Raw genomic sequence first — 13,523 nt, forward strand, 5'->3', positions numbered from 1 at the left:
ACGGACGGCGGTCCGTCGCCGCAGCCGGGGCTGCGGCGACGGACCGCCGTTCCGCTTTCCGCTCAGCTCCGGGAGAGCCCCGCGCGGTCCAGGCAGGCCGCGATCCCGGCGGTCTCGGCGGCGTCCAGATCGCGCATCGGCGCGCTCATCCGGTTCGTGGTGATGATCCCGCGCAGCATCAGCGCGGTCTTGAAGGCGCCGAGCCCGGCGGCGGTGGCGGACGCCGTGCCGGGGCGGGCGGCGCGGACGATGTCGAAGAGCGCGACCAGACGGTCCTGTTCGGCGCGGGCCGCCGCCCAGTCGCCGCGTACCGCCGCCTCGTGGAGGCGTACGTAACCGTGCGGGTCGACGTTGCCGAGCCCGGGGACGGAGCCGTCCGCACCGCCCAGCATCATCGCGTCGACGACCAGTTCGTGCCCGGTGAGCACGGAGAACTCCCGGAGCCCGCGCGCGGCGATGGCCAGACGGCGGAACGAGCCGTCGTCGCCGCTGGAGTCCTTCACCCCGGCGATCACGCCCTCCTCGGCGAGCGGCAGCAGCAGTTCGGGGGTGAGCTTGCTGTGGACGCAGACCGGGACGTCGTAGGCCAGGACCGGCAGGTCGAGGGCGGCGGCGACGGCGCGGAAGTGCCGGTCGATCTCGGTGTCGTCGGTCCGGGTGTAGAAGGGAGCGGTGACGACGACGGCGTCGGCGCCGAGGTCGCGGGCGGCGCGGGCCCGTTCGATGGCGCGGTCGGTGGTGGTCTCGATGGCGCCGACGAGCACCGGCACCTGGCCGGCGGCGGCGGACGTGATGATCCTGATGACCTCGTCCTGCCGGGCGGGCGTGAGGTAGGCGGTCTCGCCCGAGCTGCCGAGGGCGAAGAGGCCGCTGACGCCGCCGTCGAGGAGGTGGGCCACGACCCGCTCCAGGGAGGGGCGGTCGATCTCCCCGTCCGCGGTGAGCGGGGTGACGACGGGCGGGATCACGCCGGTGTAGCGAGGGGTGCGGGCGGTCATGCGGTGCTCCTTGCGGATGGTACGGAGGGGGTGGAGGGGTGGACGCAGTGCCAGCGGTGGCCGGCCGGGCCGGTGGCCGGGGCCGGGAACTCCGTGGCGCAGGCGTCGTCGGCCTTCCAGCAGCGGGTGCGGAACGGGCAGCCGGTGGGCGGGTTGGTGGCCGAGGGCACTGGGCCGGTGAGCACGATGCGTTCGGTGGTCTCCAGCAGGCTCGGGGTGGCCGAGAGCAACGCCTCGGTGTACGGGTGCCGGGGCGCGCCGGCCACCTCGGCGGCCGGGCCCTCCTCGACGATCCGGCCGAGGTAGAGGACGGCGAGGCGGTCGGCGAGGTAGCGCACCGTCTGGATGTCGTGCGAGATGAACACCATGCCGAGGCCGAGGCGTGCACGGAGGTCGACAAGGAGGTTGAGGACCTGGGCGCGGACGGAGACGTCGAGGGCGGAGGTGGGTTCGTCGGCGACGATCAGCTCCGGTTCCAGGGCCAGGGCGCGGGCGATGGCGACGCGCTGGCGCTGACCACCGGAGAGCTGTCCCGGCAGGGCGGCGAGGGTGTGGCCGGGCAGCCCGACCAGGTCGAGGAGTTCCTCGACGCGGGTTTCGCGTTCCCCTGCGGTGCCGCGCCGGTGCACGTCGAGCGGGTCGCGGAGGATCTGACGTACGGTCAGGCGCGGGTTGAGCGCGGTGGACGGGTCCTGGAAGACGACGCCGACGGCGGAGCCGAAGTCCTGGCGCCGCCTGGCCGCGGGCATCTCCCAGAGGTCGTCGCCGTGGAAGGAGACCCGGCCCTCGGTGGGTTTCTGGAGCCCGGTCAGCACGCGGGCCAGGGTGGATTTCCCGCAGCCGGACTCGCCGACCAGGCCGACGATCTCGCCGCGCTCGACCTCCAGGGTGGCGTCGGTGAGGGCGTGCACCGCGTCCCGGCGGAAGAGTCCGCCGCTGCGTGCCTTGTGGCGTACGTGGACGCCGTCGAGCCGGATCACCGGTGGCTCCCTTCCAGTCGTGCGGCCCGCGCGGGGTGGTGGCAGGCGAAGCCGTGGTCCTGCGCGTCGGTGTGGGCGGTGAGCTCGGGCGGGGTGGTGCGGCAGCGTTCGGTGGCGGCCGCGCAGCGCGAGGCGAAGCGGCAGCCGGTGCCGAAGCCCTGGGGCGCGGGGACGATGCCCCGGATCTGGTGGAGCCGGTCGGCGCCGGCCTCCAGGGAGACGACCGAGCCGAGCAGTCCGCGGGTGTAGTGGTGGGTGGGGCCGGTGAGGACGGAGCGGGTGGCGCCGATCTCGGCGAGCCGGCCCGCGTACATCACCGCGATCCGGTGCGAGAGGTCGCCGACGAGGGCGAGATCGTGCGAGACCAGGACCATCGCGAAGCCGAGTTCGTCGCGGAGCTCGACCAGGAGTTCGACGACCTGGGCCTGGACGGTGACGTCGAGGGCGGTGGTGGGTTCGTCGGCGATGAGCAGGCGCGGGTCGCGGGAGAGCGCCATGGCGATGAGGACGCGCTGGCGCTGGCCCCCGGAGAGCTCGTGCGGGTAGCTGCGCAGGGTGCGTTCCGGGGCGAGGCCGACGAGTTCGAGGAGTTCGGCGGGGGTCTTCGTACCGCCGCGCGAGGTGAGCTGCTTGAGCTGGGTGCCGACGAGTACGGAGGGGTTGAGGGAGGAGAGGGCGTCCTGGTAGACCATCGCGATCTCCGGGCCCATCAGGGCGCGGCGTTCCTTGGGCCGCAGGTCCAGCAGGTTGCGGCCGCGGTAGAGGATCTCGCCGCCGACCTCGGCGTTGCGGGCGAGCAGGCCCATGACGGCGAGGCTGGTGATGGACTTGCCGCAGCCGGACTCGCCGACCAGGCCGAGGGTCTCGCCCTCGTGGACGCTGAAGTTCAGCGAGTCGACGACGGGGACGGGGCCGTAGCGGTCGGGGAAGCGGATCGACAGGTCGCGTACGACGAGCAGTTCGGCGGCGTCGTCCGGGACGGGGGCGACGGCCGGTGCGCTCGCCCCGATCCGGTCGGCGAGCCGGGCGAGGGCGGCGTCGACGTCCACGGTGGCGGCGGCCTCGACCGGGTCGGGGGCGGGGTCGCCCGCGGGGGCGGCGGGTGCCTTGGTCCTCCCGGGTGCGGCGGAGGCGTCGGTGAGGCCCTCGGAGAGGACGTTGAGGGCGAGGACGGTGACCAGCAGGGCGAGGCCGGGGAAGAAGGTGGCCCACCAGCCGCCGGCGAGGAGGATCTGCCGGCCGTAGGCGAGGACGCTGCCCCAGCTGGGGTCGGGGTCCTGCACGCCCGCGCCGATGAAGGAGAGGCTGGCCTCGAAGATGATCGCCTCGGCGACCATGACGGTGGCGAACACCATGACCGGGGCCATGCAGTTGACGGCGACGTGGCGGAGCACGATGTGGCCGCGCCGGGCGCCGATGACCTTCTCGGCGGCGACGTAGTCCTCGCCGTACTGGGAGAGCACGTTGGCGCGGACCACGCGGGCCAGTGACGGGGTGTAGACGAAGGCGATGGTGGCGATGATCACCGGGACGCTGGTGCCGAAGACGGCGACGAGCACGGCGGCCAGGGCGATCGGCGGGAACGACATCACGATGTCGAGGGTGCGCATCACGGTCTCGTCGCCGAGCCGGCGCGAGGTGGCGGCGAGCGAGCCGAGCAGCGAGCCGGCGACCAGGGCGAGTGCGGTGGCGCCGAGGCCGATGACCAGCGAGTAGCGCGCGCCGTGCACGACCCGGGCGAAGACGTCGCGGCCGGCCCGGTCGGTGCCGAACCAGTGCTCGGCGCCCGGGGCCTGGACGGGGGTGCCGGTGGTGAGCGGGTCCTGGGTGAGCAGCGGGGCGAACACGGCGCCGAGGACGACGACGATCAGGACGCCGAGGGCGATGCGGGAGGTGACCGGGAGGGCGCGGAACGCGATGCCGGGTCGGGAGAGCTTGGTGGCCAGACGGCCGGTGGCGAACATGTCACACCGTCCTGATGCGCGGGTTGACCAGCAGGTAGAGCAGGTCGACGATGACGTTGACCACCAGGAAGGCGATGGCGATGGTCAGTACGGTGCCCTGGACCAGCGCGACGTCGCCGCCGGTGACACCTTCGAGGATGAGTTTGCCCATGCCGGGCAGGTCGAAGATCGCTTCGATGACGACCGCGCCGCTGAGCATGTAGCCGACCTTGATGCCGAGCACGGTCAGCGGGGTGACGAGCGCGTTGCGCAGGACCGAGCGGATGACCAGCAGCGGCGGGAGTCCGTTGCCGCGGGCGGTGCGTACGTAGTCGCGGTCGAGTTCGGCGACCATCGAGGTGCGGACGAGCCGGGCGAGCGAGGCGGAGACCGGGAGCGCGAGCGAGATCGCGGGGAGGGTCATGGTGGTGAGCCAGCCGCTGAAGGAGTCGGCGGGGTTGGTGTAGCCGCCGGTCGGGAAGATCCGGCTGTTGAGCGCGAACTGCTGGATGAGCAGGACGCCGAGCCAGAAGGACGGGATGGCGACCCCGGCCATGGAGAGGACCCGGAACAGCTGGTCGGGCCAGCGGTCCCGGTACATGGCGCCGATCACGCCGAGGACCACGGCGAGCACGACCGCGAGGAGCAGGCCGAGCAGGGTGAGCTGGAGGGTGAGCGGGAAGGCGGCGGTGATCCGGTCGATCACGGGCTGGCTGGGCGGGACGGTGGTCCCGAGGTCGAGGTGGACGAGCTGTCCGAGGAAGTGGAAGTACCGGACCGGCAGCGGGTCGTTGAGACCGTTGGCCTCGGCGAAGGCCGCTCGGGCCTCGGGGGTGGCGCTCTCCCCGAGCGCGTTGAAGGCCGGGTCGGCCGGCGAGAACTGGAGCACCACGAAGACGAGCAGCGCGATGCCGAGGATCATCACCGGCATCATCGCGACGCGGCGCAGCGCGAGCCGGAGAAAAGCAACCATCGTCGGGTTCCTTGCGGGTTGGGCGGGGGCCGGCGGCCCGGGGCACCTGGGGGCGTCTGGCTGAATGAGTGCGGAAGGAGGAGCGGGGTCCGGTGCGTGCGATCGATCGCACGGCGGAGGACCGTCCCGTACCGGCGTACGGGACGACTCCCCCGACGCCGCGGGCAGGTGTCGGACACCCCCGAGGGGTCCGGTGCCCCGGGCCGGGCGTTCGGGCCGGGGCCGGGTCAGGCGCGGGCGACGTCCAGGAAGGAGAGGCCCGTGGTGGGCAGCGGCTCGAAGCCGGGCAGCGCCTTCTCGTTCCAGGCGGTGGGCAGCTTGCGGTGGAGGACCGGGTAGAGCGCGGCCTCGTCGGCGACCAGGTCGGTCACCTCGCCCCACAGCCGCTTGCGCTCGGTCTCGTCAGCGGCGCGGGCGGCCTGGTCGAGGGTCCGCCTGACCTTCTTGTACGCGGCGGAGCCACCCCAGCCGTAGCGCTTCTCGGGCCAGAAGCCGTAGTAGAACCAGCGCAGCAGGAGGTCCGCGTCGTTGCCGAAGACGGACGGGTCGCCGGGGGCGGCGAGGACCTCGAAGTCCCCCTTGTCGACCTTGGCGTACTGGGCCGGGGACTGGGCGATGTCGAGGGTGACCTTGACGCCCGCCGCCTCCCAGCTCTCCTTGAGCAGCGGGGCGATGTCCTTGACCCAGCCGGTGTCGGTGGTGAGGACGGTGAAGGAGAGGTTCTTGACGCCCGCGTCGGCGAGCAGCTGCTTCGCCTTTTCCACGTCGTGGGTGTAGACGGTGGCGGCCTTGTGGTAGTCGGGGTGGGTGGCGGGGACGTAGCCGGTGGCGGCGGCCGCGTTGCCCACCATCGCGGTGGAGATGATCTTCTCGGTGTCCAGGGCGTAGTGCAGCGCCTGGCGCACCCGCTTGTCCGCGAAGCGCTTGTCCGCGGTGTTGAACATCAGGAAGAGCATGCCGAAGGACTGCACGGACTCGGTCTTCGCGGTGGCCCCGAGGCGCTTGACGTCGATGTACGGGACGTCCTCGATGGCCTGGACGCGGCCCGATTCCATGGCGCTGACACGGGCCGACTGGTCCGACATCAGCCGCCAGACCATCTTCTTGGCCTTGGCGGGGTGCGGCCCGTTGTACTTGTCGTACGCCTCGAAGACGATCTTGTCCTCGCGGGTCGCCTCGACGAACCGGTACGGCCCGGAGCCGACCGGCTTGGCGTCGAACGCCTTGGGGTCGGGCTCGACGATCTTCTTCGGGACGATCCGGACGACGGCGATCCGGGACGGGAAGAGCGCGAAGGGGTACTTCAGCTTGAACTCGACGGTGCCCGCGTCGACGGCCTTCACCGTGTCGACGAAGGGCACGAACTGGGCCATCAGGGAGGCGTTCTTCGGGTCCAGGACGCGTTCGAAGCTGAAGACCACGTCCTCGGCGGTGACCGGCGATCCGCCGTGGAAGGTCGCCCCCTCGCGGAGGGTGGCCCGGTAGGTGGTGGCGTTGATCTTCTTCGGTGCCTCGGTGGCGAGCGCGGGGCGGGCCACGAGTGTTGCCGGATCGAGATCCACCAAGCCCTCGAATATGTGCATATTGGCGGCGTAGGGAGTCGCGCCCGAGGTGATCATCGGGTCGAATCCGGTCGACAGGGGGTAGGAGAGGCCGGCCTCGATCAGCTCGCCGGCGCCACCCCCGCCCGTCGCGCCGTCAGCGGTCGAGGACGGTCCGCCGCAGGCGGAGAGAGTGGCCGTGATGGCGGCTGCCGCGCCGACGGCGCCGGTGAATCGCAGGAAGGTACGGCGCTCGACACCGGCTGTTATCAGCTCGGGCACGGGTCCTCCAGGGACATCGAAGGCGGAACGGAAGGAAAGGCGGAAAACGACTGGTCAACGCATCGTGGCACCCAGGAACACGGGGGCCGACGAGCCCTGCGCATCAGACGTCAGATGTCTGATGCCTTGATAACGTGGGAACGTAGCTGGGCAATCGAGAGGGGTCAAGAGGGTGGGGAGTTCACATATGTCCGGTGCGAAGCCCGGCCGACAGCTGCTCAGGCAGGAGGTCGTCGAGGGCATCAAGCGCTACATCCTGGAGGAACGGCTCCGCCCCGGGGACCCGCTGCCCGCCGAGCCGGCCCTCTGCGAGGCACTGGGCGCGAGCCGCTCCAGCGTCCGCGAGGCGGTGAAGATCCTCGCCGCGCTGGACATCGTGGAGGTGCGCCACGGGCACGGCACGTACGTCGGACGGCTGAGCCTCTCGGCCCTGGTGGAGAGCCTGACCTTCCGCGGGCTGCTCTCCCCCGACGACGACTTCCAGGTGATGGCCGACCTGGTCGACGTACGCGAGCTCTTCGAACGCGGGATGGCCGACCGGATCGTCTCACTGCTCAGTACGGAGCAGCTGGACCGGCTGGACGGCCTGGTCTCCACGATGCGCGAGACCGGCGTCCAGGACGGGCACGGCTTCGTCGAGGCCGACCGGGCCTTCCACGCGCTCCTGGTCGCCCCGCTCGGCAACGAACTGATCGGCCAGCTCTCGATGGCCTTCTGGGACGTGTACTCGATCGTCGCGCCGCATCTCGACGGGTTCACGCACGCCGACGAGATGGAGACCATCGCGGCCCACCAGAACATCGTGGACGCCGCGCGGGCCGGGGACATCACCGGCTTCCTGAAGGCGCTGGGCGAGCACTACGCCCCGGTCAGGCGCCGGATCTCCGAGGCGCGCGCCCGGAACTGACCGGGCCCCGAGGAGGGACCGGCCCCGCCCGACGGGGAACCGGACGGGCGGGGAACGGTGCGGGCGGGGCCCTTGACGGTCGCCGCGAACGCTGCCTAGGGTCCGTGTGCCACCAGGACATCTGACGTCTTCTGTCTAGCCTTCCGGCGTTCGCGCGTCCTGCGCCCCGGCGTTCACCTCCCGGCCCACCCCAGAAGGGCACCCCCATGCCGTTGACGGACCTCTCGCTCGCGGAATGCCTCGACCACCGGCCCGAACTGCCCGTTCCAGACGGCTTCGACGCCTTCTGGTCGGACACCCTGGGCGAGGCGTCCGCCGCCGCCGCGGCGGCTCCCCCGCCCGTGTTCACGCCCGTCGACACGGGGCTCAGCCAGATCCGTACGTACGACGTGACCCTGCCCGGATTCGCCGGGCGGCCGGTGCGCGGCTGGCTGCATCTGCCGGCCGGGGCGACCGGGCGGCTCGGCTGTGTCGTCGAGTTCCTCGGGTACGGACGGGGGCGGGGGCTGGCGCACGAGAGCCTGGTCTGGGCCGCCGCCGGGTACGCGCACCTGATCATGGACACCCGCGGCCAGGGCTGGTCGGCCGCGGGCGGCTCCACCGCCGACACGGACGCGGGCGCCGCCGGCACCGTGCCCGGCTTCCTCACCCGGGGCGTGGAGAGCCCGGAGACGTACTACTACCGGCGGGTGTTCACGGACGCGGTGCGCTGCGTCGAGACGGCGCGCGCGCATCCCTCGGTCGACCCGGACCGGATCGTGGTGACCGGGGTCAGCCAGGGCGGCGGGATCGCCCTGGCGGTGGCGGGGCTGGTGCCGGGGCTGGCCGGGGTGATGCCGGACGTGCCGTTCCTCTGCGACATCCGGCGTGGTGCGGAGATCACCGGCCGCCCGCCGTACACCGAGATCGCCGAGTACCTGCGGCTCCACCGCGACCGGGCCGGGGCGGTCTTCGCCACCCTGGCGTACTTCGACGCCGCCCTGCACGCCACCCGCGCCACCGCCCCCGCGCTGTTCTCCATCGCGATGATGGACGACATCTGCCCGCCCTCCACCTGCTTCGCCGCGTACCACAACTACGCGGGTGCCAAGGACGTACGCGTCTACGCGTTCAACGGGCACGAGGGCGGGGCCGCGTACCAGCAGCGGGAGCAACTCGCGTGGGTGCGTGACCTGTTCACCGCCCCGGCGCCGGGGCGGTCCGACCGCTCCTGACCCCGGCCGCGCCGCCGCGCCCTGCCTTCCCCCTTCCCAGAAGCACCATCCCCTTCCGAGAAGAGAGACCGTCCATGCAGCGAAAAGCCTCCGTCGCCCTGCTCGGTGCCGCCGCGCTCCTGGCCGTCACGGCCACCGGCACCTCGTACGCCGCCTCCCCCGCCCCCGGTGAACTGACCTCCCAGGACCTGACGGTCGACGGCGTGGGCTCGCCGCACTACCGCATCCCGGCCCTCACCACCTCGGTGAAGGGCACCGTGATCGCGGCCTACGACGCCCGCCCCACCCTCGGCGACCTGCCGGGCAACATCTCGATCGTGGTCCGCCGCAGCACCGACAACGGGGTGACCTGGCAGCCCCAGCAGGTGGTCCGCCGGGACGCCGCGCCCAAGGGCTACGGCGATCCGAGCCTGCTGGTGGACCGCACCACCGGCCGGATCTTCCTGTTCTACGCGGCCTCGGTGAACCAGGGCTTCTTCGGCTCGGCCACCGGCAACGACGAGTCCGACCCGAACGTCCTCCAGGCCGACTACAGCTACTCCGACGACGACGGCGCGACCTGGACCCACCGCCGGATCACCCGGCAGATCAAGGACCCCGCCTGGGCGGGCATGTTCGCGGCCTCCGGCGAGGGCATCCAGCTGCGGCACGGCGCGTACAAGGGGCGGCTGATCCAGCAGTACGCCGTCCGCGTCAACGGCGCCAACTACGCGGCGAGCGCCTACAGCGACGACCACGGCGAGACATGGCGGATGGGCACCCCGGTCGGCCCCGGCGGCGACGAGAACAAGACGGTCGAGCTGTCCGACGGCCGGATCATGCTCAACAACCGCTCCAAGCCGTACCGGACCGTGGCGTACTCCTCCGACGGCGGGGTCACCTACACCCCGTTCGTCCAGGACACCCGCCTGACCGACCCGGCCAACAACGCCTCGGTGATGCGGTACAACCCCGATGCCGCACCGTCCGACCCGCAGTCCTCGTGGCTGCTGTTCAGCAACACCGAGGACGCCTCCGCGCGACGCAACCTCACGGTGAAGATGTCCTGCGACAACGGCCGGACCTGGCCGATCCGCAAGGTCGTCGACCCTGGTTCCGCCGCCTACTCGACACTGACCCGGCTGCCCGGCGGACGGCTCGGGCTGCTCTACGAGCGGGCCGACTACACGCACCTCACCTACTCCTCCTTCGACCTGAAGTGGCTCGGCGGCACCTGCGCCGACATCACGGTCACCCCGCCCGCCACCCTGAAGGCCGGTACCACCGCCGAGGTGACGGTCCGGGTGGTCAACCGGATGGACGTGCGCCGCGCCGCCGGCACCGTCGACCTGACCGTGCCGGCGGGCTGGACGGCCCAGCAGCGCGCCGTCCCGGCGCTCGACCCCGGCCAGGGCGCCAACATCAAGGTGCCGGTCACCGTCGCGGCCGGGGCCTCGGGAAGCGCCGCGCTCACCGCGACGTACCGGACGATGGGGCTCCAGGCGTCCGGCGGCGGGACGGTGACCGTCACTCCGTGACCACGCTCCGGCCCCCGTCCGCCCCGGCGGTGCGACGATGAACCGGACGGAGCGTCGAAGACCTCGGGACGGACGGTGGACCGGTGACGGTGACGGGTTTACGCATCGGTGTGGTCGGCGGCAGCATCGCCGGCTGCGCCATGGCGATCGCGGCGGTACGGGCCGGGGCGGAGGTCACCGTCCACGAACGCAGCGACGGCGCCCTCCAGGAGCGGGGCTTCGGCATCGCCATGCCGCCCCCGCTCCACCATGAGCTGGTGGCCAACGGCTATCTGGGCGCGGACATGGAGACGGTGCCGGTCGAATCCCGGGTCTGGCTCACCCGGGCCCCGGGCGGGCGGTCGACGCGCGAGCTGGCACGCCAGACGGCCCCGGTGGCCGCGTGCAACTGGGGTCTGCTGTGGCGGGCGTTGCACGAGCGGGTCCGGGCGGGGGTGTACCGGCGGGGGCTGCCGGTGGAGTCGGTGGCGCGGACGGCCTCGGGGCGCGGTCTGATCCGTACCGGGGACGGGGAGCGGGAGTACGACATCGTGGTGGGGGCGGACGGGTTCCGCTCCGTCACCCGGGAGCGGATGGCCCCGGACGTCCGGCCGGTGCCCGCCGGCTATCTGGCCTGGCGGGGCACGGTCCCGCTGGACGTGCTCGGCGACCTCACGGGTCCGCTGGGGCTGCTGCGGAACGCGTGGGTGACGCTGGGGTTCCCCGGCGGGCACGCCGTCTTCTACGCGATCCCGGGCCCGGTGCCGGGGTCGCGGCTGCTGGCGCACGTCGTCTACGGAACCGCCCCGCAGGGGGCCGATCCGGAGGCGTACGTGGGAGAGCTGGCTGTCGAGCACTTCCCGGCGGAGTGGGCCGAGGTCGTGGTGCGGGCCGCGCCCGGCGCCCGGGCCCACCACCCGGTCGCCGACCTCATGGCACCCCGGGTCGCCGAGCCGCCGTTCCTGCTGGCGGGCGACGCGGCGGGCGTGACCCGGCCGCACACCGCCAGCGGTGCGGTCAAGGCCCTGCAGGACGCGCTCTGCCTGGAACGCGCCCTGCGGGACACCTCCTCGGTGGCCGACGCGCTGGGCCGGTACGCCGACGAGCGCACCGCCGAGGGGACCCGGCTGGTGGAGCTGGGGCGGCGGCTGGGGCGCGATCTGGTGGAGCACACCCCCGACTGGGCCACGATGGGGCCGGCCGAGGTGGAGGCGTGGAGCCGGGCCGCGCTCGGCGGCGACCGCAGCTATCTCTACGGCAGCGTCCACCGGCCCTGATACCTGATCCACCGGACACGCCCCGGGGCGCTCAGACCCCCGCGGCGGTCAGCGCGGCCATGTCCACGACCCGGTCGGCGGCCTCCGCCACGGCCGGGTCATGGGTGGCCACGACCGTGACGCAGTCGTCCTGGTGGGTCCGTTCGGCCAGCAGTCCGGCCAGATCGCCGGCCTGGGAGCGGTCGACGGCCGCCGTCGGCTCGTCGATCAGCAGCAGCTTCGGGGAGAGGAAGAGCGCGCGGGCCAGGGCGACGCGCTGGCGCTCGCCACCGGAGAGCTGTTCGGGGCGGTGGCGCAGCCGGTGGCCGAGCCCGACCCGGGTGAGGGCCTCCTCGGCGCGGGAGCGCTGGGCGCGGGGGCGGCCGCCGCCGATGTACACGGCGGCGAGGAGCTGGTCGGTGGCGGTCAGCCCGGAGAGCAGGTTGCCGCTCTGGAACATGTAGCCGATCCGCTCCCGGCGCGCCGCGGCCCGGCGGGCGTCGGAGAGCGCGGCGAGGTCGTCGCCGTCCAGCAGGACCTGCCCTGCGGTGGGCCGCAGCAGGGCGCCCGCGACGGCGAGCAGGGTGGACTTGCCGGAGCCGGAGGGCCCGACGAGCGCCGTCATCCGGCCCGCCTCGAAGGTGACGTCGAGGCCGTCGAGGACGGTGGTACGGGCGTCGGCGCCGCCGAAGGCGACGGTGACGCCGGACAGTTCGAGGCTCATCGGTTGGCTCCCAGCATGGTCAGCGGGTCGGCGTGGGTGACCCGGCGCAGGGTCAGGGCGGTGCCCGCGAGGCCGACGGCCGCGACGGTGCACATGGTGGCGACGAGGGTGCCGGCGGGCAGGCTGAAGGGCACCTGCTCACCGACCAGCAGTCCGACGGCTCCGGCGAGCACGGCGCCCGCCACGGTGCCGAGGACGACGACCAGCGCGGCCTGGATCACCGTGTGGGCCAGCAGCCGGCGGCGGGAGGCGCCCATGGCGCGCAGCAGGGCGAGCTCGGGCTGGCGCTGGACCGTCCACACCGCGAAGAAGGCACCGACGACGAGCGGGGCGATCAGGTAGAGGAAGACCTGGATCGAGGTCATGGTGACGCGCTCGCCGGTGTAGCCGGGGGCCGCCTCGTACGCCTTCTCCTTGGTGAGGGTGGTGGTGGAGTGGCGCTTGTCGAGGGCGGTGACCGTGGTGTCGGCGGGTGCGGTGCGCAGGGCGAGGGCGCTGAACTGGTCGGGGATCGCGGTGGCCGCTGCGGCGGGGGCGCCGGGGGTGCTGAAGCGGATGCGCTGCCAGGTCTTCAGCGGTACGTAGGCGACGGGTACGTGGCCGTAGCTGGAGCGTTCGGTGAGTCCGACGACGCGCAGTTCGATGCCGAGCCGGTCGATGACCAGGGTGTCGCCGACGCGTACGCCCTCGTCGGCGAGTTTGGCGGACATCACGATGCTGTCCTGCGGGGCGTTCGCGAGGCCGTGCCCCTCGGTGACGGAGGGGGCGAGGAAGGAGCCGGGCTCGACGCCGAACGCGGCGAGGTCGACCTCGGCGCCCCGGTCCGTGGTGCCCCGGGTGATGGAGACGCCCAGCGGGGCCGTTTCGGTGCCCGCGTCCGCGCGCCAGGCGGCGGCGGTCTTCTCGTCGAGGAGGCTGCGGGCGAACTGGTCGGAGCGGGCGTCCGAGGAGAAGACGAGCTGCGCGGCCGGGAGGCGGCGCAGCGCGGAGATGGTGTCGTCGCCGAGGCCGGTGGTGAAGCCGGAGACGATCCCGACGAGTGCGGCGACGAGCACCACGACGGATCCCATGAGCAGAAAGCGCCCCCGGGCGGCGCGCAGCTCCAGCAGTGCGAGGAACACGGCGGTTCCCTTCGATGGATCGATGTTAGGGACAGTGCGTCGCCAAGATAGATGATGGGGACGCGGCGTCCCCAAGTGGGGGTCGGAA

11 protein-coding genes are annotated in these 13,523 nt (G+C 72.7%); 4 read left to right on the forward strand and 7 right to left on the reverse strand.

Features of this window, described 5'->3' with window-relative positions:
* Window positions 1–62 precede the first annotated feature (62 nt).
* From ACF08W_RS21540 to ACF08W_RS21560, 5 genes are all read right to left on the reverse strand, one after another.
* Window positions 63–998 carry a dihydrodipicolinate synthase family protein gene (locus tag ACF08W_RS21540; RefSeq protein ID WP_392280205.1) on the reverse strand — a complete coding sequence of 312 codons (936 nt, stop codon included), beginning with the start codon at window positions 996–998 and terminating at the stop codon, window positions 63–65.
* The gene (locus ACF08W_RS21545; protein ID WP_392280206.1) at window positions 995–1,978 is read right to left on the reverse strand and encodes an ABC transporter ATP-binding protein; all 984 of its coding nucleotides are present in this window, start codon (window positions 1,976–1,978) and stop codon (window positions 995–997) included. The genes ACF08W_RS21540 and ACF08W_RS21545 overlap by 4 nt, the downstream gene beginning before the upstream one ends.
* Entirely contained in the window at window positions 1,975–3,942 is a 1,968-nt protein-coding gene (locus ACF08W_RS21550; protein ID WP_392280207.1) for a dipeptide/oligopeptide/nickel ABC transporter permease/ATP-binding protein, read from the reverse strand. The genes ACF08W_RS21545 and ACF08W_RS21550 overlap by 4 nt, the downstream gene beginning before the upstream one ends.
* 1 nt (window position 3,943) lies before the next feature.
* Window positions 3,944–4,894, reverse strand: coding sequence for an ABC transporter permease (locus tag ACF08W_RS21555; protein WP_352272957.1), 951 nt, complete (start codon window positions 4,892–4,894; stop codon window positions 3,944–3,946).
* 227 nt (window positions 4,895–5,121) lie between these two features.
* On the reverse strand, window positions 5,122–6,717 hold the full coding sequence (locus tag ACF08W_RS21560) for an ABC transporter substrate-binding protein (protein WP_392280208.1): 1,596 nt from the start codon (window positions 6,715–6,717) through the stop codon (window positions 5,122–5,124).
* Between the two features lie 187 nt (window positions 6,718–6,904).
* Between ACF08W_RS21560 and ACF08W_RS21565 the strand changes: the two genes are divergently transcribed.
* The 4 genes from ACF08W_RS21565 to ACF08W_RS21580 all read left to right on the forward strand — a co-directional run bounded on the left by ACF08W_RS21565 (window position 6,905) and on the right by ACF08W_RS21580 (window position 11,611).
* Window positions 6,905–7,624 carry an FCD domain-containing protein gene (locus tag ACF08W_RS21565; protein ID WP_352272959.1) on the forward strand — a complete coding sequence of 240 codons (720 nt, stop codon included), beginning with the start codon at window positions 6,905–6,907 and terminating at the stop codon, window positions 7,622–7,624.
* Window positions 7,625–7,830: 206 nt separating this feature from the next.
* On the forward strand, window positions 7,831–8,838 hold the full coding sequence (locus ACF08W_RS21570) for an acetylxylan esterase (protein WP_385206145.1): 1,008 nt from the start codon (window positions 7,831–7,833) through the stop codon (window positions 8,836–8,838).
* Between the two features lie 74 nt (window positions 8,839–8,912).
* Entirely contained in the window at window positions 8,913–10,355 is a 1,443-nt protein-coding gene (locus ACF08W_RS21575) for an exo-alpha-sialidase (RefSeq protein ID WP_392280209.1), read from the forward strand.
* Between the two features lie 83 nt (window positions 10,356–10,438).
* A complete protein-coding gene (locus ACF08W_RS21580; protein WP_392280210.1) occupies window positions 10,439–11,611 on the forward strand; it encodes an FAD-dependent monooxygenase in 1,173 nt (390 codons plus the stop codon).
* Window positions 11,612–11,642: 31 nt separating this feature from the next.
* On the opposite strand, the gene ACF08W_RS21585 is transcribed toward ACF08W_RS21580, so the two are convergent.
* Window positions 11,643–12,314, reverse strand: a complete 672-nt coding sequence (locus ACF08W_RS21585; protein ID WP_385206137.1) for an ABC transporter ATP-binding protein — start codon at window positions 12,312–12,314, stop codon at window positions 11,643–11,645.
* Window positions 12,311–13,435, reverse strand: coding sequence for an ABC transporter permease (locus tag ACF08W_RS21590; protein ID WP_385206132.1), 1,125 nt, complete (start codon window positions 13,433–13,435; stop codon window positions 12,311–12,313). The genes ACF08W_RS21585 and ACF08W_RS21590 overlap by 4 nt, the downstream gene beginning before the upstream one ends.
* Between the last annotated feature and the right edge of the window lie 88 nt (window positions 13,436–13,523).

It is taken from the genome of Streptomyces sp. NPDC015144 (assembly GCF_043079735.1).
In the GTDB taxonomy this organism is placed as follows: domain Bacteria; phylum Actinomycetota; class Actinomycetes; order Streptomycetales; family Streptomycetaceae; genus Streptomyces.